Consider the following 25,700-nt stretch of genomic DNA (forward strand, 5'->3'; position numbering starts at 1 on the left):
ACTACGAGGAAGAGATGGATACACAGGAGAAGAAACCCACTGCCGAAGAAGACGATGCGCTGGTCAGGGATTGGCGTAAGGCGCTTATTGATAGGGGCATGAAGCCTCTCGACTTCTGCAAGCTCTATCCCAATGAAATACCGTCAAAGAACGTGTTTACACAGGCCATCAACGGGCATACCAACTTGCAGGACAGGTTCAGGGATGCCATGACCGCCTTTGTGGGCGAGACAAGGGCTATGGTTGCCGATGAGCGCAGATAAGGGCGTTACTAATACACCGCCCTTCCTGCGTATGTTTCACGAATTCTGGCTGAATACTGATCTCCCAAAGCTTAATCATGGGCAGCGCGGCAGTTTGGTTTATCTGATGCTTGAAGCGTGGACGCACCACTGGCCAGAGTTCGACATACCGGAAGGCTCTGTAAACCATAAAGTATATGATGCCTTTGTGAAGTACGGTAAGCCTTACCTTGAACTGGAACGCGACTATTACCTTCGGGGAGAAAAATCAGGCACCGCCAGGGTAACGGTTGACGGGTGGTTTAAGGCCAATCCGGAACAGGATGAGCTATTCAAGCAGTTCCACAAAGCGTATCCTCGCAAGGATGGGGAGGTAGAACCAAGACGGGCATGGAAAGATGCGAAGATCAAGCCCGAATTCTTCTCCCAGCTAATGAAGGCCTTGGAAGCACAGATAAAATCAGGCCAGTTGCCAGCCGACAAAGAGCGGAAGCGGTTCTGCAAGCAGGAAAGCCGCTGGATAAGGGGTAAGCACTGGCAGGATGAAATCATTGAACGGAGTAACAATGGAGATAGAAAAGCTGGAAGCTCTCAACGGGGACTCCCTGCGGACGAAAATGCAGGATACATTGAAGGACAATCCGATTTTACAAAGCTTGATGTCTGAGCTTATAGACCTGTCGCCCGCGCAAGATGACTGTAGCATGACTACTTGCTGCGGGGATTGCGGGCTTTCCTATATGACAACGGATATCGCCGGTAAGATTTTCATCTACATGCCGTGTCATCATTGCAAGGGAGAGATTTACGAGAAATTCCGCACCGCCTATGCGAAGTTTCACCGGGTAGTAGAGCAAGCACAGCACTTTGAGAGCTTCGTCACCGATAACATGATTGGCCCCAGGCTTGGTGCGGCAACCTTCAAGAGCTTTGAGACTTACGGGACACCCACGGAGATAGGACGGCAGGAGCGTGCCCTTTCTACTTGTAAGGCGTATGCCCATTATTTTGATAACAGAACCGTACAGTGGATGGTTCTGGCCGGTGGATGTGGAACGGGCAAGGGTCATCTGGCCATGAGTATAATGCGTGCGATAATTGAGCGCGGGGAAGGTCCGTGCCGTTTTATCAGCATGGACAGGATGATGCTGGAGATCGGTGAAACCTACCGCAGTGACAGCCCCGTAAGCACAATGAAGTACTTGGATGCCTTGTGTGAGGTCAGGCTGTTGACAATAGACGATCTTGGGCGTAACATTAATATAAACGAGCATGTCAGGGGCAGGCTGTTCACGATAATCAATACGCGCAACCTGAACATGCTTCCCACCATCTTTACCACGAACTTGCTGCCGAAGGATGACGATAACCCGGAGCGCAGCACGCTCAAAAAGGTCTTAGGCCAAGCTAACTACGAAAGAATCTTCGATAAGACCACGGATAACCTCTATGTCCCTTTTGAATGGCGCTCTTACCGGGAAAAGAAATGAGAGAGGCAGGGCGATGCACGGAATGAAATGGCCAAAGGATTATATCAATCAGGTTATCTGTGGCGATTGTCTTGAGGTTATGAAAAGTATGCCGGATGAGTGTGTGAACATGGTGTGGACTGACCCGCCGTATAACGCTGGCAAGGATTACGGCACATATAAAGACAAGTTATCTGACAATGAATATCTAAAAATGTGCGAGATGTGGGCGCGAGAGATGAAGCGAGTCTCTGGAAACAGGATGGCCATATTTGTGCCGCAGAAATACAAGCTGGATTGGTGGTTGCTGCTGGGGTCGGATTACCGTGAAATTATACTTACGTGGTCTCCAGAGGGCAGTTTGCGCGGAGGGTTTTGCAACCAGTTTTCCACGCTTCTTACAAACATGCGGCCCCTGAAATACACGAAAAACGTATGGCACAATTGCCAAATGCCGGGATTGGGATATTTTTTCCGCGAAAACAATTACAATCACCCCGGTTATACGTCGGAAGATATTACCGCCCGTGTCATAATGGCGTTTTCAGAATTGGGGCAAAAAATCTTAGACCCCTTCGGAGGCGCGGGTACCACTGCGGCGGTGTGTAAAGTGCTGGGGCGCAATTCTGTTAGCGTTGAAGTGGACGCGGGGTGGTGTGAAATGGCTCGTAAGCGGATAGCACAAGCCGCCGAGCAACAAGACTTGTTTCGTAATCCCGTACAAGAGAGACAAGCCGAACAGCACAAGTTGGGGTTGGCGTGAAAAAAAAACAGCCGGAAAAGAAACTACAGGAAGCGTGTCTTGAGATCGCGGGACTGAGCGAGTGCTTCAACGCCTTTCCGGTGGACATCAACCCGGTTCCCGGTGGCGGTAAACTCGATTGGCGCATTGCCGGGTACCCTGATCTGCTTATCGTGGGGTATAGGGAAGACCGTCAGTTCCATGTTGAGCTTAAGATAGGGCGCAACGGCCTGAACAGGAAGCAAAAGACATGGCACGCGCGCTACAAGGCCGTCAACGGTTCCGCTTTCGTCTGCCGTACTACCCTGGAATTCGCTGAAGTGCTGCTTTCAAAGGCCAGAGAGTACGGCTGGCGGGATCAGCGGCTTGAACTTATCCGTGTGGGGCTGCAATGAGTGATTGTGCGCACCAACTCCGAGGGCAATATTGGCGGAGGATGATTGATGGCAGAGAGGCCGCACTAATCAACCTGTCGCATCTTACTCTAAACATTAGTAAGGAGTTTGGGTTCCTCGGCGCGTTTATTGCACTCCATCGGTACAAGGGTAGGTTGGAGCCGCACCTGAGTATATATCTGTGGAAGTGGCACCTATCAATTGGTTGGAGATGGATAGAAAACAACCTCAAGGAGAGCGTATGAAGCGCGTAGCGGTGACAAGAACCGTGGATGGGGATCAGGGCACATTCGGGAAGATCGTGGCTGGTGGACGCTCCTGGTGTTCCCTGGAGCTACCCGGAAGGGGCAATAAGCCCTACGTTTCGCGCATACCGGCGGGAATTTATACCTGTCAGTGGACGTATAGCACTGCTTTTGAGCGCGACCTGTATATCGTTCTCAACGTTCCGGGCCGTAGCGGGATAATGCTGCACTCAGCCAATTGGGCTGGCAACAGGGATAAGAACTACTATTCGCAGTTATTGGGCTGTATCGCTCCCGGCCTTGGTTATGGGCAGATGATTCCCACTGCCAACGAACAGCATTGGCAACCGCAGTGGGCCGTCACGGACAGCAGGGATGCCCTGAAAGAGTTTGAAGATTACCTTGACCGTAAAGAATTTGAGCTTCATGTTATAGATGCAATTTCAGATGTATCTTATGAATGGGCGCTTGCGCCCGCAGCATGAGAGGTAACATCATGAGTATAGCACTGATAGTCGATTGGGCCGTAGATAATTGGGCCATGCTGGCCGCGTCCTTTCCCGTTCTCGCAGCCGCGTTGGCCTGGGTGGCCCACCGCATAGGCAAGCTGGGGCCGATCATCATGGAGCTTTACCATGTGCTCAAGGACAAAGAGGCATCCGACAAGGAGATCGCCACCATAGTCTGGATGTTCGCCGCAGTTCTGGTAGGCTTGTTCAGTAAGCCAAGTTACAAGGTGCTGAACTACGCGCCCGATCACCAGATAGCGTTGCTCAAGGCCAAGCAGTTTATACCGGCCTCATACCGGCCAGAAGTAAAGGCCGTAACTTAACCCAAAGGGGTTAACCATGTTTCTTCTCGATTTACTGGCGGCAATAGGCTCCGTTATGCTCAGGATGTTCAGAGGCAGAACGGGCCGTGTGGCGCGTTATCTTGAGCCGGTGGCAGAATCGATCATCCGGCAGCTTGATAAAACCGAACTGACGGCTGAAGAGCGGTTTAAGCTGGCGTTTGAAACGCTGACCAACTTCGCCATTGGGAGCGGGGCAGAGGCCGCTGATCACGCTATCAACCTCGTTATCGAATGGGAATTAGCTGAGGGGCGTGGTAAGAACATCAAGAAGATATTCGATGAAGGTCTACAGCAGGCCCGCGAGGTCGTGGCGGAAGTGGGCAAGCTGGCCATCGAAAGCGACATGGACAAGAAGCTGGAGGCCGCAGAACAGTTGCGTATGCGACTAACTCACGACATGAAGGAATGGTTGACCGAAACGAATACGCTTTTTTTACTTGTGGAAGCGGCGGTTGCGGAAACTAAAGAATGAATATAAACCGGCCTTGAGTATGGGAGTTCTCAAGGCCGGTTTTCTACTCCCTCAACAGCCGTTCTATTTCTTTCAGGAGTTCGTTGTTCTCCTTCTGGCGGTCAATGAAGCCGTCCACCTTTGTTTCCAGCTTGACGATCCTGCCGTTCGTATCGTTCTTAAGATCGCCGTGCATCTTGTAGTTGGCAAAACCGGTTCCGACAACGGAAACCGCCGCTGCTGCAACGATGCCGATAAGCCAGTAAAAAATGCGGCGTAAATTCTTGACCTCTTCTTTGCTTGCGCGAGTCTTGTATACATCTGCGATAGCTTCCCGAATGTTATTGTCCATCTGCGCTATCTCTTTGGGCATAAAGGGTGTCTGTGGTTGCCGTGGTGTCGGTTGTCTCCATTGAATCTGTCGCAATGTCGCCGGTTTCAGCCACCTCCATCCGTTCGACAAGCAGGGTGCGGATGACAAGCAATCGTACTTTCATACTGTCCTGCTGGGCGCGCAGGCTGTCATCCTTCTCCGCAAGCGTGTCCGCGCGGCTGCTGTCTGGCGATTTACTGGCAGCAGAGAGGGCGACAAATAGCGCCAGGCAGCATATAATCAATAGTCGAAACATCACTTCTCCCTAATTGACAGAACGAGTCCCCTGTACGCCCATGACATTCAAGGGTATTGATACTCCAGTACCTGTGCTCGGATCGAGGGTATCAAACACCGCTCCTATATAGCTCCCAGTTACGTCCGTGTGAAACGCCCGATAGGCATAGGTAGTATCCGTTGCCAAGCTATCGGTGGTTAGTACGGAGAACACGCCCTCTTCCCATGGGCCGTTGGTATCACTCGCGTCCAGAATCGTATCTGGCGTAGCGTGTCTGCCAAGTGGGAAGTATTGAAACCCACGAACTGTGATTGGGGTTGTGTTTGGCGTATACGTGAATCCGGTTGTTCCCGTAAACTGAGCGAGAACATACTTGACGGTATCTGCGTCTGTTGAGATAGTACCATCTGTTATGTCAGTTCTAACCGTGTCCGCTACATCGCTGTGTATGCGAGTGCCAGTAGTAGCCGAGAAGGCGGTTACAATATAAGCCGTGTCGATAGCAAGAGTGTCTGCTGTTATTGAAGTGTTGATGAAGAAGACACTATCTGTTCCAACGATAGACCATTGTACGTTGGTTGAGTCCGTGGATACGAATACCCTGGTTATCGTGTCGGCTGGAACGGCCTGCTTGTAAAAGGTAAACCCCACGCTGTCAAGAGAGCCGTCAGTCCCTACCGAGTCAACTGTTGCGCCAAGAGATAACTGAGGAGCAAGGCCGGTTACTTTGAGCGTGTCCGGGTTATTAGTTACCCCGGTAGTTACGTGTGAAAGGTTGGCAGGAGTATCATCATAATATATAACGATATGGTTATCTGTTATGCTGAACGTCAGAAGCTCGTTCGCATTTTGCGTATCACTAAACTGATCCCCCGCATCCTTTGCCATCAGCATCATTATCCGCAGGGTATCAGAATCGAGATATGACAGTAGCGTATCTTCTCCGGCAGTAGTGAAATCGAGCACCTGCCAGCCGGTTTCCTCTGACGTTGTAATCAGGGAATCAGTAAACACTACAACCCCATAAGCTCCGCCTCCGGAGCCATCGGCCCAACCTGGGAAAGAATTGTAATCATTTCTGTCAGGAACGCCAGTCCATGAACCTTCGACAAATAGCAGAGTATCGGCTTCTGTATTTGCATTAGCAGTGAGATTCATGTGCAGCTTTGCGGAATCTATGCTAACTGCGCTGGTGCTGTAGCCCGATAAATCAAAGGACATCAGGCCACGAAGAATATTCATCCGGCTGCCGTTATCATTGACGGCCTTGATTCTTAGGGTGGCGTTGGATGGATTTATAGCAAACTCAGAACCCCGGACGGAATCCCACGCCGCCTGTGTAGTGGCCCCAACCAGAAAGCCGAGTTCGGTAGTATCGCCCGCCATCATTGTATCATTGACCGAGGGGTCAACTGTAATTGGAAACACGGCCCCAGCCGTATCTACCAGCACAGTCAGGCTGTCTGCTGTGTAGTTGACGGTCAGCGGGACAGCCGAACCAGCAGCATCCCACGCCACCAATTTACCGAGTTCAGCAACTACCGCGCTTACAGCGTTCCTGACCCGACCCTTGCCCACGCCTTCATTTTCATGAGTGGACGTAAAATTAAAACCCCATGCCAAGCGATCAGGGCTGTCAGCCTCAAGATAATAATTGGCCTTCAACCCGTGAGCATGGATGTTAAACTCTATTCCGACATCAGTAGTATCGAAGGCCGGGAGAAATTCAACGAAGCCCTGTTTGCGCTCGAATCTGATCGCGCCAGTTTCGTTATAGGCAATATCAAACTTACCCGTCCGGATTACCTTGCTGAATGTGCCCGTGGTATCATCAGGCTCAAAGTTTAGATTAACCATCGTGCCGGAACTGTCACGGTGAATGGGCTGTAGGCCGATCATCGTAACGAACTTGCCGGAACCAATGCTATCAACCTCAAACGTCTTGCCGTTCAGCGTCCGTTTGCTCACCCGCTCTATTGTATTCGCTGGCTGCTGAAACTTCTCAGGCTTGTTGATCTTAAAACCCTTAGCCGACATCACTGAGGGCAATAGCATTAACAGCAATACAAGTGCGAATCTCATAATCATACCCTCCTTATTTGGATGCCCAGGGAAAGTTAACATCAAACATAATCATATCAGGATGAATCACCCAACCAACAATTTGAGAAGCATGTCCGGCAGTAGTGTCTGCCGGGGCTTCTGTCAATCCTCCCGCCGTAGTGCTGACATATAAATAAGCGCCTATTTTAGTCCAGTTCCAAGTTGTATTATGAGCCACGCCGCGTGTCATTATGGTGCCAGAAGAGCCGTTACTTATGTTGGCCGTCGCCATGCCCATGCCGCGCTTGGCGTAAAACGATCCCGCACCGCTGCTCGTATCGGCATCCGCAAGTTTCCAAGTGCTGTCCGGGGCATAATAAAGAAGCTCGAAGGCACTGATGGACTCTCCGGCCTTAGTCCACGAAGAAGGAGTATAGCCCTCCTTCATGTCCACATCGCCATCAGCTATGGTAAGATCGAAGAAGGGACTAACACTTATCCCGTCCACACGCAGTAGATCAGTAACCACGCTGTCAGCATTGGCAGCTAACGTACTATCACGGTTGAACGCATCATGTGCCGTTGCCGTGTCGCTTGCAATTTCGGCAACAAGAATAGTGTCCGCACCGGAGATAATCGTGTCGCCGGAAATAGACATCGTGGTAAAGATGATCTGCCCATCTGCTCCGTAGGCAAATACCAGTGTGCTATCAGCGCTCGCCGGTCTTGCCGCTGGCAGGTACATGGCGGAGTCAAGGTCTGCCGCCCACGACAGGGAGGTCGTAACCAGATCGGTATTCTTCCAGCCGACTCGACTGGTCTCCGTGATCTGTGCTGAGAGTGGAATAGCAAGGAGGCTGAGACCAATCAGCGCCCCCACGATACTTCTTATAAGCGCTCGTGTTCTCATGTTATTCTCCTCGGATTTCATAGCTTACCCTGGTATCCCAGTAAACCGTCTTAAGATTAGCTCCGGTTATTTGCACGTCCACCGTCTGGCTATCAGTATTAGCCACTATATCGAAGTCGAAAGCTGCTCCGTCGCTATAATGGCTACTCAGTACAATCGAACTGCCCAGAATCGTCACGTCCCCGGCGGTGTCTCGGTAGAATGCGGCCTCTACTCGGTAGCTGGCTGCTTCGTCAGTCGCTGCGCGGGCTGTAGTCATCGCCAAGACAGAGATCGTCTGCTGTGCGGCCAACGGAATAGCCACGGCCACTTCCATCGTACTGGTCGTGGTGGTATCGGTAGCAATGGAAACGCTCTCGTAGTACCCTGCTCCGCCGCCACTTCCATAAGTCCAGACTATCTGCCCGCCAGCCCCATAGGTCAGTACCCATGAACTGTCGGCATCGTCCGGTCTGGCGGGCGGTAGGTACATCGTTGAATCCAAGTCCTCTGCCCACCACAGGCCAAGGGCGGTTGCATATCCATTGCTAAACCCCGGTCTCGTTCCCGTTACCTGCGCACTCGCCATTTGCGGCACCAGCAGCAGAAGAGATAGCATGATGGTAAGTCTTGTAATCCATTTTCTGTTCATTTGCTTATTCCTCTTAGCTGGCTAAGGTTCGGTAGACAAGTCGGCAAGACCACTTGACGGTTTCTCCATCCGCGCCGGTTACCGTCACCACAATGGAATTCCCGCTGGCATCCAGGGAGGCCGCGTAGGAGGCTTCGGCACTCATGTGCGAATCGAGAGAAGCATCATACCCCTCTCGCGCAAGGCTGCTCACCCGCTTGAAGGTGGCCGATAGCTTATAGACCGCTATCTTTGCCCCGGAAACGCCCCAAGCCATGCAAATAGCCTCGCAGTCAACCACCTGACCGGCAGCGACAGGCAGCGTCAGCACGGTTGTCTCGGTAGCATCAGAGGTAACAGCAGACCCCTCTATGCTGCTCGAATGCTTTGAGGCGTTGCTGCTGTTGTAAATATTACCCCATAGTCGATTGCCCATGATGGTCTCCGTTTATGCGTTTACTCCGCGATTATCCAACCAACCCAATGTGCAAACGTCAACAGCATAAGCATCCTGGGATGGTCGTATTCTGATTTGTCCGCTGCTGTTAACCCTGACTTCTATCTGCCCGGTACTGAACCGGACACCTGTATTCAACGGCACCGCAAGCTGTGGAAACGGCGCGGTCGTGTACTCGTTGGGCGCTTCATCGTCAATGCTAAGAGAACTGAAATAAACACTTCCGGCCACCGCATTTGTACCGGCGGTCGCCGTGATTATCGCGGAAACGCTGGAATCTGGTGGAACCGTAAGCGCCTGGGTAGTAGCAGGAGAGGCATCAATGTTACCATCACCAGCAGCATTCCTGTCCTCAACGGTTTCCTTCCACAGAAAAGTATCAGCATCCTGGCTAAAATCCTTGATCTGTGAACTGGAATCGGTTTTAATCCAGCCGATTCTACGGAAAGTGGTATATCCGGTTGGCAGTGTGGGGCTTGACGCGCTGGTGCTGATCATAATGTCAGTGGTATCGCTCTCAGGGTTATAGATCAGATGCACGGCGTACCACGTATTTACAATGATGGAAAGGCCTGATTGCAGGCTCCCGTTGCCGGTACCCACTACCCACCCGCTTAAGGTCTTTGTATAATTTGAGGCCAATGTCGGTGAGGTGCTATCCGTGCTGTCCCGGCATTTACCGGCTGACACCCCGAAGGTAGTAACAGCCGAGTAAGAAAGGGTTAGCCCGCTGAGATGTTCGGGCGGCACGCTGGCCGCAGAACCGCCAATGTTGGTAAGATTGGACCCGTCAAGTACGGGCAACTTGGCATCGTCATCGAGTAGCAGGACTTCACCGCCATCCGTGCCAGCATCCTTGGTGGCGGCTGTACCGAGGCCGAGAGATGAGCGCATTGCGGTAGCGCTTGCCTGTGCAAGCAGGTCGCGTGCATCGTCTGTGATCTGGAGGGCGAGAACGTAATCGATGGTGTCAATGAGATTATCGTCACTATCGTAAAGCTCAATCTTGTAAAGACCTTCACCAAATATAGCAGCCATCCCATAGCTGTTGAGAATAACCGGATTGGCGTTGGCGCTTGACATGCCACCGTCTTGCCATGTGACCTTGGGGGTGCTTGTTCCAGCTTCGTAGGTTCTTACCTTGCCACCGGAAAGAGGCGCTCCTGAGCTATCGAATGCCTGAAACCAGGGGTTATTCAGGGGAGGTGCGTAATCAGCCATTTTTTCAAGCGCTCCTGCAGTCGCTATCTCCCTATGCGCCCAATATCGCGCAGGGATTTTCTCAACTGCTTGCCAGGGTTAGGCATTTTGGGAACCAACGGTTGCCCGCCCTTTGGCGTGCGCTTGATTACTGCCTTATATATAACAGCTTTTGGTAGAGATTCCAAATACCAGTTCAACCAATCATCTATTTCTTAATGCGCCCAATATCGCGCAGGGATTTTCTCAACTGCTTGCCAGGATCAGGAGGCTTTGGGAAAACAGGAGATTCCCGAACCGGAACCGCCTTAAGTTCGGGATTGATTTTCCTCTGCTCCTTGATGAACCGACTCTTAACGGACTTCGCAGTTTTCTTCTCCATTGACCCATCCGCGACAGCCCTATCCACTGCACTCTTGAAACGCTCCCGCTCTCCTGCGGTAAACACGGTGGTCGCCGCATCGTCCAACATACCGTAGACAGTTTGCTTACTCTTACCAGGATAAGGTTTACGGTAAAAACGGCGCATCACGGGTATAAACCGCGTTTCTATCTTTTCATCAGTTGCCAGTGAGATGCCGGTAGCCACCGAATTGCTGACAAACTTCCCAATTCCACCGCCCAGGAAGTTGATCGTGTGGTCAATATACTCAGGGCTGACATCCGCCGCACCGAAAGGCTTACGCTGCGTAGCGGTCTTCTCTGCCAACCAGCGAGTGAATTCCCTTGTGGATGGGCGCACGCCCTTGAAATATAACTGGTGCCGTGGCTTTTTAGGCCCATAGGCCGGTTGATCTGGTGCCACAGGGCCACCGAAAAATGTTTTATTTGTAGCCAACTGCACCGGCAGATCAAGGGCAGTCGGTGAAATGATCTGTGTCAACGGGCCACCGCCAACAGGACTTGCAGCATCGGCCACCGCGCCCACCATCCTGGCCGCGAGTTTAACTGGATCAGGGTTATTGCCTAATGCCATTTCTGCCGCCAGTCCACCGAGCGCCCAATAGACGTTAAGCCCGTAAGGCAACGGTACGCTCAATGTTCTGCCGCCGCCAAGATGCCAAGTAGCGTTCTGATCCTTTTGGAAGTCGGCCACTTCCTCCCAATCGTCAGGATCGATCATGCGATTCTTTAACTCGTTGAGAAATGCGGTGGCTATGATAAGGCCGATCAGCGCCTGTGCCCTTACCTGTCCTGCCGTCTTAGGCTTACCGGGGATGCCGATTGTTCTCAAATTACGGGCTATGCCCTGAATCGTAGCATTTGAGAACAGGTACAGACTGTTCAATATCCTACCGATTTCACCTTTTTTATTAAAGTTGACGGTCACGTTTTTAGCATAACTCGCGGCCACTTCCTTTGTCGCGCCAGCACCCTTAAGGTGATGGTATACCGACAGGCGGATACCGCTCTCCACCATCTCATTGTAATCCTGTATTAATTGCCCAAGGACTTTTATCGGTGCGACTATCCGACCTTTACCCGTGTAAGAGCGCACCTTGCGCTCAAGCTGTTTTATCCTCTGCTCCAACGGCTTGTTGTCAAACCAACCTACCTTACCGCCAGTAGCCTTCAAGTCCTCATACTCAGCAGCCCAACCTTTATCCGCATCACTTCTGATGTTACCGCGCACACCGTTGATAGCCGCAGGTAGTGAGGCAAGTGTCTTAGTCGCCAGCTTAAATCCATGATCGGAAGTGATATGGAATGTGGCCGTGGGGGTATCCCTGATGAAGTTGAAGATCGGGAATACGGGCGAAAACGTTGTTATTACCCCGCGCTGTATGGTGTTAAACAGTTCAAGCGCACCGCCGATTATGGGCACGGTACTCTCTGTACCTAAGCTTTTCATTGCACGGGCGAGAACCACATCCCTGATAGTCACCTCTATGGTCTTGCCCTCTTCCTTGACGGCAAATATCTCATGCGCATAATCACTCGCCGGATCACGAAACGCAATCTCTCCCTCTTCGTTTATTGTCGAAGGGTTAAAGACCTCCTTGGCATCCCAAAGCGGATGAGGATTGTTGCGCACGAACTCAAGGAACGTACTGGCTACCTTGTTCTTTTCCTCGCGCATTACCGCCTGCTCGTAGTCTACGATGGCCTGCACGAATGGATTGTCCGCAATCGACCAGCGCCCATGTGCCCGCTTAATGGACTTCCCGCTTACCGAGAATCCCTTACCGATACCACGATAGGCTTTCTTACCCGCCTTACCCTTGAGCGGTACGTAATAATTGTACTGGTCCTTATACTTCTGGTAAGCTTCTTCTGTGATCTCACCATAGTCACGGTAACGTTCGAGCGTCACGTTGATAATCTTCTTACGGAACTCATCGGCAAACTCTTCTATGCCCGTACCCTCGTAACGATCCAGAACAACAGCAGCCTGGTTTAATGATATACCGGCCCCGAAAGTATCATCCCGATCCTCAAGCCTCGCACTCAGCTTCGCAAGTTCCTTTTCAGCCACCTCTGGCGTGATAACCCCAGCCTCAAGCTGTGCGTTAAGATCGTCAATCATCTCTCCGTACTTAGCCTGACGGCGTTCGGCGGTGTGCTTCGCGTACATGAACCCACCGAGTTTGCCCACACTATATCCAGCTTGAGCCAAGCGCACCATGAACGACTTCCTGCCCTTGGTCAGAAAATCCTCAAGTTTATCAAGCTCGTGCGACACTCTGCCGGGGAACAACTCTGCGGCCAGCCGCGTATCCTCTGTCTGCGGAACCACATCATAAGCTTTCTGGATTGTCTCTATTCTGTTCAGCTTATCGACTACCACGCGCACAAACTTCTCCCTGTTTGTCTCATCATCAATCTGAGGAATGGTGCGCTCAAGATCAGCAGAGACATCGGTGCGGGCGAAGCGCAACCCCTGCTCTGCGGCCACCATCTGCCGCTCAAGCTCTGCGATCTTCTGCAAGTAACGCATCTGTATGTTTTCCGTGCTCACCCCGTTGCGCATCGGCGGTAGGTTAGCCAACAACTCTGATACCTGCTGTATCTCCTTCTCTATGGCAACAGGGTCAAGGGTACGGGCGAACAAAGGCTGACCAGCCTCTCTCTCCGCTCTCTTGCGCCCCATACTCGCCCTCAGAGCATCATCGAGCAACACCCTTAGTTCGGCTTCACTGAACGCAAATCGCACACCTATGGCCTTCAGGGTGCGCCGTATGAAGGCCATCAGCCTGTCCAACAGACTCGGTGCTACCGTTCCATCCTCTATCTGTCCGGCAAGCATTTCCTCGGCAGCTTTTTCAAGGGGAATGTTCCACCTGTCGGCTATGCCCTGGATTTCATCTTTGTACTTCTTATGCTCGATCAACTCCTTGCGGTAGAACTCATCGATACCACTACCGAGTACCCGGCGTAGCCCGTAGTGCGCTACAACCTCATGCAATACAGTGCTAACCGCTTTCTTGCGTTGCCGCAGGCTATCGGCTATCAGATACATTTCTTCGGTAGTCGGATCGAAGAAGCCACGGATTACGCCGCCCTTTTCCATCTCAGCCTTCACCGCATCCTGGTACTGCGCTGGCAGGTCTTCAACGGACTGCACGGTATTCACCGGCACGTCAATCTTGGCGGCCAGTGGCTTAACCGCATCCTCGATGAACTTGACGGACTTAGGTTTTGCGGCAGGCTTGCCTTCCCGTGTTGCAAAGCGGAGCTTGCCTTCTGGCGGTTTCTCGGTGGGTTTTACTTCCTCAGCAGCGGGCTTTTTCTTTAGACGCGCCTCTCTGCTATCAATCAAATATTTAGCATCGGAGAAGGCTCGTGCGTGCATCTTAGCACCATCCTTTTCCAATCTAAAGGCATACTTTTCCCCAAGCGGAGACATAGGATTAATTTTAACAACTCTATACCCGTGTTTTTTTGCATACTCTCGAACTTCTTTAATTTCTGACCTGCGCACAGCATAGCCATCAAATGTCTTGACGGCCTCATAATCTTCACCGAGAGACTTGGCTTTGCGCTGTGCTGCTCCCTGAGACTTAAATGGACGACCAGTGCTGGTGAATATTAGTTCTGGTTCAATCTTTACTTCCTCGCGCTGCTCAGGCGCGTCCTCAACGGGCGGAGCGGATTTCTCAAGCTCGGTCAGCTTGCGCTTGTCCTTCTCAACCTGTCGGGCAACAGCGGCCAGCGCATCCTTGCTCATCTTTTTACCGATAACATTCTTACCAGACTCAAGAATCATCTCGCCTTCGCGGATGTCGTTCTTCTTTGCCTGGATTGCGGCTGCATCAAGAACTGGCTTCACTTCCTCTTTCATTCCCGCAGCTTCGGTTACAGGCGCGGCGGGTTCGGGTTTGGCTGGGGGTGTGCTGGCATCAACAATAACAGCCGGAAATGATTTTACCCCAAGCATTGCAAGGGCATCAAATCGATGACCACCCTCAAGGATATATGGCCCCTTGTCTTCTATGGCTACAATAAGTGGATTGATTTCTTTATTGCTCTTAATTTCATCCGCAAGTTTACGGATGCGTTCATTCTCAGTAGCACTATGGGAGGGTTTGTTTACGTCTTCTGCCACTGTGAAGGCATCCATAGAAACATCCCTAACGCCCGGTAATATTTCATATTCACCTTCGTCATAGGTTGATTCTATCGAACCCATGTTAGGTACGGCTTTGCGGACAGTGTAACCGTACAGCTTATCTTTGGTCGTTGGGGCCGCCCTAACGCTTTCAATGTTCGCCTCTACCGCCTCAGCCTTTTCCTCGCCCTTTTCTTCCGCAACGACTTCAGGCTCCGGTGCGACCTCAGCTTGTGCTTCTTCTTCTTTTTCTTCCGCTTTTTCCTCGAAAACTTCACGTGCATGCTCTCTCGCGTACACATCAACTGGCTTGTCGCTCTTATATAGTTCATCTACGGCCTCCACTGTACCAAGTTTGGAAACCTTATCCTCGATAAACTTGCGTGTATCATCGGTTATCTCTGCCTCTGCCTCAACCGCCTTCGCCAGCTTCTTTTCAATCTCTGTTGCTGGTTCTTTTTCCTCAGCCTTGCGCTTTTCCTCAGCGGCGAGGGCTGAAACTTCCTCTTTCGCTGGCTCTTCTGGCTTCTCTGCGGCTTTTTCCTCTTCCGCCACCTCTTTGACCGGCTCTTCAGCGATCACCTCTTCAGCGGCCTCTGCGGGCTTTTCGGTGGTAACTTCTTCGCCAAACATTTTATTCAGATCAGATTCAAGTTCGTCGGCTGTTTCAGCGGGCTTTTTCGCAGTGGGCTCTTCTTTGGGCTTTTCGACCTCTTTTTTAACCTTAACTTCTTTCTCTGTAACGGGTTTAGTGGGGGGCTCTTCAGCCACCGCAAGTTCTTCATCCTCTATCAGTGCTTCAGCCTCCTCCGCGCTTACCTCGGCCTCTACCTCTGGCCCCAATTCTTTCGTGAACGGCTGTTTGGCCTTGTCGCCCTCGACTGTCTTTTCTGCCTCAAGTTTCTCTTTTACGGCAGCTTGCATATCATCTCTTATCTTGCGCTCACGAATTAGTTGCTCTTCCTGCTCAAGACCCAAATCGCCTTTCCCCTGCTCTTCCTCCAAGGCTTTTACGCGGTTCTCCTGTGCTTTCTGGATATAACCCGATACGGCACTTCCACCACCACCCATAATCATCGCAGGGCCAATAACAGCAAGCCCGTCCTTCATCTTCTGGCGATACTCGGCACCCTCCATGCCTAAGATTTCAGCCTCAAGCGGTTCTTCGGCGTATTCTGTTGCCCCCTCGGTTAATGCCGCCACGGTAGCCATAACAAGCTTCTTGCCCTTATACTTGGAAAATATGGCAGTAAAGCCTATTTGGTTGAGAACCGCGCTACCCACGGTCATCAACATCATATCCTTGAACGCTTCATCCGGCTCATTCCCGCGCTCACGCGATTCACCATAGGTATTTGCCCCCTCCATCATGCCCGCAGAAATACCACCAATAGCAGTCGCGGCGAGTTTCCCGAATCTTAGCGCAGCCGCGCCAGGAAGCATCGCGGCGAGAAACGATGGAGCCATATTACCAACTCCATACAAGGTAAATCGAGGGTCAAGGATGATCTCAGGGTTATCCCAAAGGTTCTTGCCCTGTAATTCTTTCGCCATTGGGTGTTCTTCGGCCTTCTCCTTTAAGAAGTCCCTTACGCGCCTTGCCCCTATTTCAAGGGCACCCTCTCCTTCAACCTGTTCTGCTACCGCGTGCGTTATGGCAAACGGAATACTCGCTACGTCGAGGACACCTGCGGTCAATCCCTCGGCCAGTGATTCCATATACCCTTGTGGGTCGGCTATAGATCGTTGATCTTCTGGCATCTGCTCAACCACACCACCGGCTTCAGGCATTACCGGGAGTTCGGACACGGTATCATACGGCTCCGGCTCCAAGCCTACGATATCCGCAATACCAGACTCTTGCGCGGCGGCAGCCAATTCCTTGTCGGCCTCTAACGAGAACCGATCCGGTTCAGCCGCTACCGCTGTTTCTGGAAATAGTGGGCGCTGCCCTTCGACCATAGCCTGATGCGCCTCGGTAAGCTGGTCACCGGCCATAGGATTAGGGAGATACTTATTAAGGAAGTGATCTTTAATGCGTGTCTGGTCTTCTGCGGCAATAGAATTAAAACGGTTATCTGCAATATTATTATCGAAATACTTCATAACTATCGCAGACTGTTGTTCGTGGGGCAACCTGATAAACCGTTCATCCCGCTGCCACTTATTGATTAATCTGCTCAGGCGATCAGGCATTGAACGGCCTTATTGGGGGGTGGCACGATGACTAAAAAGTACTTAAGGCAACCCACGCTGGAGAAATCAAAATAGGGGACACCATAATCCCTTGTGCAGTTTTGGAAGATGGCACAAGGTTACTCACACAACAAGGCTTTCTTGTTGCTATTGGTCGTTCAGGACAACCCGCAAAAGGGCGCGGGTCACAACTCGAAAAGATGGCCCTTTTTTTGGATATAAAAAACATAAGACCCTACGTAGACAAAGAGTTAGAGGATTCGAGTAAACCAGTTCTTTTCCAGTTATTTCATGCTCAAGGAAATTCTTCAGACATGCAACCTTGCTCTACGCGAGAAAGATGCCTAATGGTTCTTATCTCGTCCTGTAGAATGTTTGCAACTTCAGGTATGTGGTGTTGCGCCTTGACCCTTGATTGAATTAGCTTATATGCTTCAATGGCTACTTCGTGAAGGTCTTCGGATTTTGGCGAAGCGTCCACAATGTCCTCCTTGTTACTCATTGGAGTAGAATGCGATTCGTTCATCTTGTCCCCCTTTGGGTACGTTAATTACAATCGCCCTATTTTAGCTCTATCCCAACTTCTTCTGCCAAAGTATCAAGTTCCGATCCCTCGTCTCCAGAAACCTCTTCACCAAATCCAATCCTTTCATCAACCATTTCTGCAATCTTTTTCTTATCTTCGTCAGTGAGAGGCTTTGTGCCCGTGATTTCACGGTTGCCGTTTTCATCCGGTTCCCCCCAGGTATAAAGATCGTTCTCGTACCGGTAATCGCTAACCGCGCTACTTAAAACATCTAACCGTTGTTTTGGAGTCAGTTTTTTCCCAGACTCATCCTTTTGATTGGCAAGCTTATTTTGCAATTCCTTATCTAATACCATCATCCGGTTTGCGGCCCGTTCGTTCTCGATCCTGATTTGATTATTCGTCTTGAATGTCTCAAACCGATATTCTGCGGATTTATCCTCTACCGCTGCCATTAGCTTGGGATGTATCTCATTCCACTGCTCATCGGACATATTGGGATCAAGCTCAGGAATTTCCTGCGGGTTTACGCCCATTTCATCTATTGCATACTGACGAAACTCCTGATATTGTTGCGCGTTCTCAACAAGCGGTAGACTTTTCATGGCCATGTTAAGCACGCGCCGGTTCGACTGGTATTGGTATTCCTTATCCTCGCGCCCTTCTGTTATACCGCGCCTTGCCTTGTCGGCCTTGAGCTTATCTATCTGAAGACCGCCACGTTCAAGCGCCTGCTCGGACGCTGCCTGACGGATAGACCTGCCCTGCCTGGATGTCTTGATTGCCTCTGCCTGTTGCATTGCAGGGCCAAGAACTTGTCCCGTATCAAGCTGAGGAATTGCCATGATCACCCCTTATCCATATACTTTCTGGTTCACCGGATCAACAGTATTCCGGTTAAACTGGCTTCCGGCTGGCGTGGCCGCATCCGCCACACCGGCCACGCCCGTATCCTCTTTCGCCAAATCGCGCAGGGTCACGTCTCTTGCCGTAGAGCGGGCAACGTTGGCTACGTTGATACCTGCCCCTGCGTAAGCCTCACCCTTGGCCATCTCAGCGGATGCAATCTGACCAGCAGCAGCAGAACCAGCCGCCACCTGACCGGCAGCCGAAGCCTGACCGACACCGGCCATCTGCCTCAGAGGCTCAAGGCTTTGGTAATACCGGGCAAGAAAACGATCACGCTCATCGGTGGCATAATCTTGGCCGTAGCGCACAAGCTCTTTCCCGAACTTCCCGCTACCAAGTTCACCTTTGGCCGAGGCCGCGCGTCTTGCGGCCTTTTCGCCCTCTTCCATTCTAAACTGGTAGCCTGGGCTTTCGGTAAACTCGCCGGGGCCAGCCTGTATTTTTTCATCATAGAGTTTAAGCGCATCCTCACCGGCAGCACGCCACGGCTGTAGGTCTGCCCTTGACTGTGCCGCAGCGTCACGGATAGTTGCCTGCGCCTTAGAAGCAGACTTTGCCTGAATCGCGGCTGATCCAGTAGCCGCAGCCGCACTTACACCCGCTGCTATTAACGTACTTGTAGCTACGGCCATCTCACACCTTCTTGATAAGTAGATGCTCTAATGAAGTATAACCATTTCGGGCATAGTAGCGCAATAAGACCCGCTCTCTGGGGTTGTCATGCGTTCCCATAATACAGAATTGCGCTCCTGCGGCCTTTGCCGTAGACTCAAACTGTTCCAATAGCCAGTGTTCAACGCCGCTACCTCGATGATCTTTCGCAACATACCACCAAGCTTCCTGGCAAACCGACTGCTCTCTGCACAGCAGCCACGGACTGATAGTACCGGCAATCGTACCCACCACCTCATTATTATCACCAATGGCGAGTATCAGGATGCCAAAGTCATTGTTAATCAAAAGCTTTATAGTCTCAAGCAGGCTGAACGCATTGGCATCAAGCCCCTTATCCTTCAGCGTAGTCTCATTGTAGAACGCCGCACCAAGACCAATCAGTTGCGTCAGATACGGCTCAACCATCCCATCGCTGACGATATTTATAATCCGGTAGTTCATTTAAGTATCCACAACGATTGTCTTTATGAATCAACGGCTATGGTGCCTACAAATCCATCGCCGAATTTTACTTTTAGATTGCCATCGGCGCTATTGCCGTATATTTGTATGACTCCACTTATTGTATCCGGCTCGGTTACGCCATCGGTGACACAGATGATGTCTGTCCGAACCTTGCCCGCTTTATCCCACGAGAATTCGGTGCCAAGGGTCGTTACTTTGATTGTGCTTTCGGTCGGGGGTGTAGGCAAGGTGCCGCGCGTTCGCCTGATGCGTATCCAGTAGTAGTCCACTACATTGTCACCCGCGCCCGTAACTTCGTTGACCGTCCGCACTCCCCAGTCGGTCAGGTTGTCTTTATCAAAGGTGATAGCTCCAGAGTTCTGGAAGCCTGATGTGCTATCGTCTGGAGTGAAAGCGTGCCAAGTTCCAGCATCCTTGACATACTCAAATGTCGGGATAATGGTATGGCTTGCTGGCGTGACAAGGATCGCATTTATCTCGTCCCACTTCGCTGCCGCCGCTATGTAGATATAGTCGTCGTCACTTGGGAAGAGCTGGACGTTTGTTCCAGAATCCCCGAAAGCAGTAGTCCGATCCGTGTAAGTATCCGTATCATAAGAAAACGCGGCGGTTATGGAAGCCAGCGTCCCAAGATGCTGGTGAATAACATCAACATTGCCGTTAGAGCCAACGGCAGCTACGTTCATATCGGTGTTGGCCGTGTCTGTTACACTCACGCTAAGGCCATGAACATCACCTGCCGTGGCTCCCGCGTTATCTACCAGGACGCAGTTAGCGTGTCCTACCTTGGCAGCATCATCAAAGGCTGTAGCATCGAAGTTTACGCTATTCCCACATATTCCAGAGTAAATATCCGCGTCCACTTCCAGAAAAACGGCGCGATGATTGTCCTTCCCGGCGGTTATGAGATAGTGAAGTGCGTGATCGTTATTGGCTTCATCACAATGCACCTTGAATGAAGCCCCGGCATTTACACCAATATGAAAATGCACATCCCCATTATCAAGCACGAACATAAGAGGATGGTTAATTACCACGAAGTCCACGCCAGTCAGGTCATCTGGAGAAGCCGCTCCGGTCGAGTCTAAAGAGATAGTAATCGTAGTCTCTTCTACTGCGATAATCTCTCCGGTTGCCCCAATATAAGAAGCATCGCTTGCATCCGTTATTCTAAGCACATCTCCTACTACCACACCGTCAGTTACAAATGTTTCTCCGGCTTTAAGAAACGTGAATGTAGCGGCAGTGAAAGTAGCGGCTATATCATACCATAAGGTTTTCGTCTTGGCATACTCCCGCATCAGGAGAGAGGGTCCATACTTATTGGCAATCGCGTACATCCCGTTACCCCAGTAACAACCGCCATCATTTGAGAATAGATCACCCTCGCTCCCAAAGAATCCAGTGGAATCGGCATCGTCCCCCAATTGCACGTTCTCGTGGAATGTCACTTTCTTAGCAGCATCCACGGTCATCACGACCACCCACGCCCCTGTAGCATACGACTCAAGAGTGAACCCGGCAGCCGTCTTGCTGGCCACCAAGCGCCACTTGTCGGCGTTATCGTCACCTTCGTCGGCACTCAGGTAGATAATCCCGTCCGTATCCTCGGCACCCTTGACCGTCAGATCATCGCTCGTTACAAGCGTACCGCCCACGGTAGCATTGCCCGCAATTGTCGCCGTGGCACCGCCTACGTCTCCTACTACATCAAGATCACCACCAACGTCAGCATTGCCGGTAATATTGGCGGTTGCGCTCTCCATTTCCCCTGTTACATCAAGAGACGCGCCAGTTATGGCCCCAGCTATCGTCGCCGTAGCTCCAGCAACGTCGCCGGTCACATCAAGGTCTCCTCCTACATCCGCATCGCCAGTGACATTCAGGGTCGCGCTCTCCACCTCGCCAGTAACATCAAGCGAATCACCGGTTATCGCGGCACCTGAAATATCACCGTCAATACTCGCATCACCATCGGCTTCAATATTACGGCCCGCCAGAACGTCCCGTTCCGCGATCACATCCTTGCCAGACTTGATGTCGCCCAGATCAGAGGTAGTAATATCATTCTTAACCTCAAGGCTATTGAGCGACAGATCACTATCAATACCGGTTGCGGTTTCAACCGCTTCAGTGGTATCAGATAACTCTCTTACTATGGCCCCAAACCACTCCTGCCACGCCACGGACATAATGGTCTTTTCTTCATCCTCGAAGAAGGGCGTTTCAATCGGTGGCTCTATGAACTGGTTGGCCATCAGTGATACCCGCCTTCATAGCCAATAAATCCGGCCACCATTACAGTTTTGATTGGGTCGGATATAGTAAACCTTAACCCGATTGTTCGCGCACTGCCAAGTTGGAACCAACGTGCCCTTGCCTCATATTCGCCAAGAGCGCCAATATCGGTTATCCGTGGAGGGTTCCAGCTTTTACCACCGTTATATGATAGCTCCACCATTGCCTCTGGAGAACTACCCTGGCCACTTACCGCACCAGTACCAGGCTCCATCTCAAGTTCTACCTCTTTGACGATTATCCTGTACCTGTCATTAATCACATTAGGCACTGTCCTTTGCCTGATGACAGTATTGCCATCCTCGGTATAAACATCCGGGTCAAGGTAGTAAATCTTGTTATTCCGGTAATCGCCTACGAGATGATAATTCTCGAACAGGGCATAAGTGTTTCCGCGATGCCTGCCGTACCCGTCTATGTTGTCCTTCCAGCTTTTACGCTCATGCCATTCCTCTTCGGTGAAATCATAGCTGAATGTAACATCGTCTGTCGGGAAGCTTATCACGTAGAATTCGTGGCCGCCTTGGCCGTAGGAGAACGACACTGCATCATCCACCTTACTCAACGCTTCCATTCTCGCAACCGTCTGGGGCGTAGATATATCAACTGCGCTCATCCCTATGGCGGAATAGACATGCTTGTTATGGCCAAGCCACGTAAGTCTTTCTTGAAGGGCAGACACAGACCACTTCGCACCAAGTCCTATTTCGAGATTACCGCCAGAACGGCGCTTGAACACAAGTTCAGCATCTCCGCTATTATAAAATACTTCCGTGCTTTTCTTCTTCCACACCCACAGGTTGCGCTTGTGGCTCAATATGCGTAGCGTATCAGTCGGCTTGACCTCTGCCCTGGCCACATCGAGAGCATTCCAGATGAGGCCGTTGTTTACCGCACTATGGAAAAAGTCGGGGCTATTCGGCCTGCCGGATATAAAAAAACCGTCCTGCGCGGTGCCACTCAGGCCACCCAAGAAGCTATAGTCGCTTTCATCAAGGCGCGTAAACGAACCGCTTGAATCATCATACACGTATCCCGCGATAGTCCCGTCACAGATGAATAACTGCCTCCCCCCCACTAAGTTCCAGATGGAAGACATATCAACAAGCCCGGCCTTCGTGGCCATAGGAGTATTGGCATTAATGGTGGTCACCGTGAAGTCGCTGTCTATTCTCTTCAGCAACGGCCCATGCACAACATACAGGTAATCGCCCATTATGTGCATACCGCGCATACTATAGTTTAGATTGATAACCTGGGTAAGGCTCACATCGCCCATTACGAGGGCTAAACTTGCAGTTGCAGTAAACTTAACACCACCAGAAGCACCGGCCACTATGTCCATCGTATACGTACCGGGACTCACCACAGGATCGCCATCCGTACCCGCAACAGATGGGACAAGAACCCCGCCGCTGATAGTAACTACGGTGAATGTCAGACGATGAGTTTCATCTTCTTCTGGCGCGGTCGCACCAACCATTTGGGCAACAGTTTGTTCGGTATTATCCGCACTACCGCCTGCCGCCCTTCTGAGCTTATCACTTGAGATAGTCCATTGACCAGAACCTTTTGTCCAATCGGAATCGGCAGAAAAATCACCACTTGTAATCTGGTCAGACTGTAGGTCGGTTTCTGTAAGATCGAGTTTTTCCACAAGGCCGGGAGTATTAATAAGCGCATCACGACCCCGCCCACGATCACGCTCAAGAAACATATTGACCGTGCGCTGTGGGTCGGCGTATACGCTTATACCCTCGCGGCTTCCGCCAACGAGAGGGATTTCTTTTCTCTGCGTCATATAGATAGTCTTTAGTTGGTGTTGTCAGCAACCTGCTCGTTAACAACTGCCTTTGGAGAAGCCTGTGAATCGCTTGCCACGCTGCTGCTATTAAGCGCTCTTAAGAACGCCCGACTCTCCGAAGCCCTACTCGCAAGCCACTCTGGAACGGGAGCGCCGTATTCCGGGGCAAGTTCAATCGCAAGATTATACTTTAGCGCACGGAGAAATTCTTTAGGCAATAGGATGTCTGTAGAGCGCTCACTAACCAGGTAAGTTCTGAACGGCTGCCACAAATCAAGTTTTATCAAATCCGTGGCATCGGGGATATTGTCAAACCAAAGTGATCCGCTGTTTATCCCACGGTTATAATACATATTCTCCGGGGCGGCAGTGGACGCAAGGCCAGTAAGCTCTCTCATTCTTGTTCTGGCAATTATGCCAAGAGGGTCTTCTGCGCTACTTGTTTTAATGTTCGCCCACATGATCCTGTTAGGTCGTTGCATATTAAGCACTGTTGCGCTACCTGCCGTCACGGCATCCGCAATGGCGGTCATGGTTATACTCGTAACGGTTTTGAACAGGAGATCGCTGTAGGCGTTACCAGCATTTGCACCCGTTACGTGATCTACCTGACCCTTGCCCTTCTCATTTGTGCCGGTAATGATGAAGGTGTTCCCGCTCTCATCGCCATCTGAAACCAAAATAACCTGTCTGGCAATATCCATTGTAGCAACGCTATCAGCAGCCAGGGCACCATCTATTGTAATACTCTCAGCAGCGGCGGCCTCAGTGCCTATGCCGTCAGCATCACCGCTGGCAACATCGCTCTCCCCGATTGTATAGACCCTGCGGCCTACAACGAGAGGGAAATAGAACTCATCAAAATCATTCATTGCCAGCCGGTCGGCAGACCAGCTATCCAACATATTATTAAGAGTCTCAATCCCATCATTGACCTTATTGGCCGGAGGCGGTTGTTCGGCATCATAAACTCCCAACTGCTGGAAGCTGGCCCTGACTAATTCATATACAGTCATATTTCTACCCTCGATAATGGGGATTTGAGTTAATAATTCCTTTAACGATTGTAGTTATCATAGTACCTGTCCCTGCTCTTGCGGCGCAGAACCATACTACGATGGCCGCTATCAAAGTTGTTCAGCATCTTAAGCTTCTTTTCAGCTTCTGAAATAACCCAGGCATAAACCGCTGAGGGCACTGCGTTCCTGTTCTCCGCGCCCCATTCCTTAGCGAGATTCCAGCGGATACAGGACATCCACTCATCAGGCAGATCAGGAGTATCGCTGCGATTAACAAACGTTTCTATGGGCATGAGTGCGCTGAACATGATACGCCCGTCAACGTCACTGAGCGGTGGCCAGATATAAAGCCTGCTATTGGTCAGCCTGGGCTGGAAGAAGCCAACAGACGGGGCAGCAGACGCTTGGCTACGTTGATTGATTGCGAAGAAGCGCTGCCTGGGCCACAGCAGAATAGGTTGTTCGTCTCCACTATTGTTCCGATACCGAACATTATCGCGGTCAATATCTATCGGACGCACGATCTTGGTAGTGTAGTTCACAACCGTGTTGTTCTCACTGGCAGCGCCTGTAAGCACATCGGTTAGCGTAACAACGTTTGCAGATGGTACGCCATCGACAGTCGTGTACTGCATAAACCCTGTATCGAGTTCCACGCCGATATAGTCACCATTGGTTATATCATCGTCATCATCGACAGTAATAGTACCGGCGGCTGCCGCTGCATCTGCGGCAAGTTCAGTGCCATACGGAGTGAAAGTAGCGTTGTCGCCACTTGGCCCCAAAGCATAATACTGGCTATCTTTCTGCGGAAAAAGCGCAATATCTTCTTTCGTCCATATCCCAACGCCCTGCGTCTGCCACTCGCGCATCATCTCATTAAGCGCACTAAGGGCATCGTTAAACTTCTCAGGCGGTATTCCTTCGCCCGTCTGGTATAAATGCAACAGGCGTGCCGCTCCGCGAATCAAGCCATCCGCAGTCTGTGTGATTGTCACTACGCCCGACGTTGCCATAATCAGTAACCTCCG

General features: G+C 51.2%; 24 protein-coding genes. 8 read left to right on the forward strand and 16 right to left on the reverse strand.

Annotated elements, in window-relative coordinates; genetic code table 11:
* The first annotated feature begins 14 nt into the window (after positions 1-14).
* The 8 genes from KOO63_05445 to KOO63_05480 all read left to right on the forward strand — a co-directional run bounded on the left by KOO63_05445 (position 15) and on the right by KOO63_05480 (position 4,418).
* Positions 15-263: a hypothetical protein gene (locus tag KOO63_05445; GenBank protein ID MBU8921244.1), complete on the forward strand. Its 249-nt coding sequence runs from the start codon at positions 15-17 to the stop codon at positions 261-263.
* Entirely contained in the window at positions 250-909 is a 660-nt protein-coding gene (locus KOO63_05450; protein ID MBU8921245.1) for a hypothetical protein, read from the forward strand. The genes KOO63_05445 and KOO63_05450 overlap by 14 nt, the downstream gene beginning before the upstream one ends.
* A complete protein-coding gene (locus KOO63_05455) occupies positions 794-1,732 on the forward strand; it encodes an ATP-binding protein (GenBank protein ID MBU8921246.1) in 939 nt (312 codons plus the stop codon). Before KOO63_05450 ends, KOO63_05455 begins: the two co-directional genes overlap by 116 nt.
* A 13-nt stretch (positions 1,733-1,745) precedes the next feature.
* A complete protein-coding gene (locus KOO63_05460) occupies positions 1,746-2,474 on the forward strand; it encodes a site-specific DNA-methyltransferase (GenBank protein ID MBU8921247.1) in 729 nt (242 codons plus the stop codon).
* Positions 2,471-2,848 (forward strand): hypothetical protein, encoded by a 378-nt coding sequence (locus KOO63_05465; GenBank protein ID MBU8921248.1) that lies wholly within the window; start codon positions 2,471-2,473, stop codon positions 2,846-2,848. Before KOO63_05460 ends, KOO63_05465 begins: the two co-directional genes overlap by 4 nt.
* A gap of 241 nt (positions 2,849-3,089) precedes the next feature.
* Positions 3,090-3,578, forward strand: a complete 489-nt coding sequence (locus tag KOO63_05470) for a hypothetical protein (protein MBU8921249.1) — start codon at positions 3,090-3,092, stop codon at positions 3,576-3,578.
* Positions 3,579-3,589: 11 nt separating this feature from the next.
* Entirely contained in the window at positions 3,590-3,925 is a 336-nt protein-coding gene (locus KOO63_05475; protein ID MBU8921250.1) for a hypothetical protein, read from the forward strand.
* Between the two features lie 16 nt (positions 3,926-3,941).
* On the forward strand, positions 3,942-4,418 hold the full coding sequence (locus KOO63_05480) for a hypothetical protein (protein MBU8921251.1): 477 nt from the start codon (positions 3,942-3,944) through the stop codon (positions 4,416-4,418).
* A gap of 43 nt (positions 4,419-4,461) precedes the next feature.
* Here the strand turns inward: KOO63_05480 and KOO63_05485 are convergent, their stop codons facing one another.
* The 16 genes from KOO63_05485 to KOO63_05560 all read right to left on the reverse strand — a co-directional run bounded on the left by KOO63_05485 (position 4,462) and on the right by KOO63_05560 (position 25,685).
* Positions 4,462-4,749, reverse strand: coding sequence for a hypothetical protein (locus tag KOO63_05485; GenBank protein MBU8921252.1), 288 nt, complete (start codon positions 4,747-4,749; stop codon positions 4,462-4,464).
* On the reverse strand, positions 4,739-5,026 hold the full coding sequence (locus KOO63_05490) for a hypothetical protein (GenBank protein MBU8921253.1): 288 nt from the start codon (positions 5,024-5,026) through the stop codon (positions 4,739-4,741). The genes KOO63_05485 and KOO63_05490 overlap by 11 nt, the downstream gene beginning before the upstream one ends.
* Positions 5,027-5,035: 9 nt before the next feature.
* Entirely contained in the window at positions 5,036-7,090 is a 2,055-nt protein-coding gene (locus KOO63_05495; protein ID MBU8921254.1) for a hypothetical protein, read from the reverse strand.
* A 13-nt stretch (positions 7,091-7,103) separates the two neighbouring features.
* Positions 7,104-7,961 carry a hypothetical protein gene (locus KOO63_05500; protein ID MBU8921255.1) on the reverse strand — a complete coding sequence of 286 codons (858 nt, stop codon included), beginning with the start codon at positions 7,959-7,961 and terminating at the stop codon, positions 7,104-7,106.
* 1 nt (position 7,962) lies between these two features.
* Complete coding sequence (locus KOO63_05505; protein MBU8921256.1) at positions 7,963-8,433, reverse strand: hypothetical protein; 471 nt, start codon at positions 8,431-8,433, stop codon at positions 7,963-7,965.
* 172 nt (positions 8,434-8,605) lie between these two features.
* Positions 8,606-9,007 carry a hypothetical protein gene (locus KOO63_05510; protein MBU8921257.1) on the reverse strand — a complete coding sequence of 134 codons (402 nt, stop codon included), beginning with the start codon at positions 9,005-9,007 and terminating at the stop codon, positions 8,606-8,608.
* Positions 9,008-9,019: 12 nt separating this feature from the next.
* Positions 9,020-10,249, reverse strand: a complete 1,230-nt coding sequence (locus KOO63_05515) for a hypothetical protein (protein ID MBU8921258.1) — start codon at positions 10,247-10,249, stop codon at positions 9,020-9,022.
* 187 nt (positions 10,250-10,436) lie between these two features.
* Entirely contained in the window at positions 10,437-16,883 is a 6,447-nt protein-coding gene (locus tag KOO63_05520) for a ParB N-terminal domain-containing protein (protein MBU8921259.1), read from the reverse strand.
* A gap of 385 nt (positions 16,884-17,268) precedes the next feature.
* Positions 17,269-17,499 (reverse strand): hypothetical protein, encoded by a 231-nt coding sequence (locus KOO63_05525; protein ID MBU8921260.1) that lies wholly within the window; start codon positions 17,497-17,499, stop codon positions 17,269-17,271.
* Between the two features lie 35 nt (positions 17,500-17,534).
* Positions 17,535-18,344, reverse strand: a complete 810-nt coding sequence (locus tag KOO63_05530; protein ID MBU8921261.1) for a hypothetical protein — start codon at positions 18,342-18,344, stop codon at positions 17,535-17,537.
* A gap of 9 nt (positions 18,345-18,353) precedes the next feature.
* Positions 18,354-19,040 carry a hypothetical protein gene (locus KOO63_05535; protein MBU8921262.1) on the reverse strand — a complete coding sequence of 229 codons (687 nt, stop codon included), beginning with the start codon at positions 19,038-19,040 and terminating at the stop codon, positions 18,354-18,356.
* A gap of 1 nt (position 19,041) precedes the next feature.
* Positions 19,042-19,524: a GNAT family N-acetyltransferase gene (locus KOO63_05540; GenBank protein MBU8921263.1), complete on the reverse strand. Its 483-nt coding sequence runs from the start codon at positions 19,522-19,524 to the stop codon at positions 19,042-19,044.
* A gap of 23 nt (positions 19,525-19,547) precedes the next feature.
* A complete protein-coding gene (locus KOO63_05545; GenBank protein ID MBU8921264.1) occupies positions 19,548-21,806 on the reverse strand; it encodes a hypothetical protein in 2,259 nt (752 codons plus the stop codon).
* Positions 21,806-23,647, reverse strand: a complete 1,842-nt coding sequence (locus KOO63_05550; GenBank protein MBU8921265.1) for a hypothetical protein — start codon at positions 23,645-23,647, stop codon at positions 21,806-21,808. Before KOO63_05550 ends, KOO63_05545 begins: the two co-directional genes overlap by 1 nt.
* A gap of 11 nt (positions 23,648-23,658) precedes the next feature.
* The gene (locus KOO63_05555; GenBank protein MBU8921266.1) at positions 23,659-24,666 is read right to left on the reverse strand and encodes a hypothetical protein; all 1,008 of its coding nucleotides are present in this window, start codon (positions 24,664-24,666) and stop codon (positions 23,659-23,661) included.
* Between the two features lie 41 nt (positions 24,667-24,707).
* Positions 24,708-25,685 (reverse strand): hypothetical protein, encoded by a 978-nt coding sequence (locus KOO63_05560; protein MBU8921267.1) that lies wholly within the window; start codon positions 25,683-25,685, stop codon positions 24,708-24,710.
* Positions 25,686-25,700 lie beyond the last annotated feature (15 nt).

Source organism: Candidatus Latescibacterota bacterium (genome assembly GCA_019038625.1).
In the GTDB taxonomy this organism is placed as follows: Bacteria; Krumholzibacteriota; Krumholzibacteriia; order Krumholzibacteriales; family Krumholzibacteriaceae; genus JAGLYV01.

Coding starts and splice junctions, on each gene's coding strand:
- KOO63_05445 (MBU8921244.1), top strand. CDS start 15: ATGGATACACAGGAGAAGAAACCCACTGCCGAAGAAGACGATGCGCTG.
- KOO63_05450 (MBU8921245.1), top strand. CDS start 250: ATGAGCGCAGATAAGGGCGTTACTAATACACCGCCCTTCCTGCGTATG.
- KOO63_05460 (MBU8921247.1), top strand. CDS start 1,746: ATGCACGGAATGAAATGGCCAAAGGATTATATCAATCAGGTTATCTGT.
- KOO63_05470 (MBU8921249.1), top strand. CDS start 3,090: ATGAAGCGCGTAGCGGTGACAAGAACCGTGGATGGGGATCAGGGCACA.
- KOO63_05475 (MBU8921250.1), top strand. CDS start 3,590: ATGAGTATAGCACTGATAGTCGATTGGGCCGTAGATAATTGGGCCATG.
- KOO63_05480 (MBU8921251.1), top strand. CDS start 3,942: ATGTTTCTTCTCGATTTACTGGCGGCAATAGGCTCCGTTATGCTCAGG.
- KOO63_05485 (MBU8921252.1), bottom strand. CDS start 4,749: ATGGACAATAACATTCGGGAAGCTATCGCAGATGTATACAAGACTCGC.
- KOO63_05490 (MBU8921253.1), bottom strand. CDS start 5,026: ATGTTTCGACTATTGATTATATGCTGCCTGGCGCTATTTGTCGCCCTC.
- KOO63_05495 (MBU8921254.1), bottom strand. CDS start 7,090: ATGAGATTCGCACTTGTATTGCTGTTAATGCTATTGCCCTCAGTGATG.
- KOO63_05500 (MBU8921255.1), bottom strand. CDS start 7,961: ATGAGAACACGAGCGCTTATAAGAAGTATCGTGGGGGCGCTGATTGGT.
- KOO63_05505 (MBU8921256.1), bottom strand. CDS start 8,433: ATGTACCTACCGCCCGCCAGACCGGACGATGCCGACAGTTCATGGGTA.
- KOO63_05510 (MBU8921257.1), bottom strand. CDS start 9,007: ATGGGCAATCGACTATGGGGTAATATTTACAACAGCAGCAACGCCTCA.
- KOO63_05515 (MBU8921258.1), bottom strand. CDS start 10,249: ATGGCTGATTACGCACCTCCCCTGAATAACCCCTGGTTTCAGGCATTC.
- KOO63_05520 (MBU8921259.1), bottom strand. CDS start 16,883: ATGAAGTATTTCGATAATAATATTGCAGATAACCGTTTTAATTCTATT.
- KOO63_05525 (MBU8921260.1), bottom strand. CDS start 17,499: ATGAACGAATCGCATTCTACTCCAATGAGTAACAAGGAGGACATTGTG.
- KOO63_05530 (MBU8921261.1), bottom strand. CDS start 18,344: ATGGCAATTCCTCAGCTTGATACGGGACAAGTTCTTGGCCCTGCAATG.
- KOO63_05535 (MBU8921262.1), bottom strand. CDS start 19,040: ATGGCCGTAGCTACAAGTACGTTAATAGCAGCGGGTGTAAGTGCGGCT.
- KOO63_05540 (MBU8921263.1), bottom strand. CDS start 19,524: ATGAACTACCGGATTATAAATATCGTCAGCGATGGGATGGTTGAGCCG.
- KOO63_05545 (MBU8921264.1), bottom strand. CDS start 21,806: ATGGCCAACCAGTTCATAGAGCCACCGATTGAAACGCCCTTCTTCGAG.
- KOO63_05550 (MBU8921265.1), bottom strand. CDS start 23,647: ATGACGCAGAGAAAAGAAATCCCTCTCGTTGGCGGAAGCCGCGAGGGT.
- KOO63_05555 (MBU8921266.1), bottom strand. CDS start 24,666: ATGACTGTATATGAATTAGTCAGGGCCAGCTTCCAGCAGTTGGGAGTT.
- KOO63_05560 (MBU8921267.1), bottom strand. CDS start 25,685: ATGGCAACGTCGGGCGTAGTGACAATCACACAGACTGCGGATGGCTTG.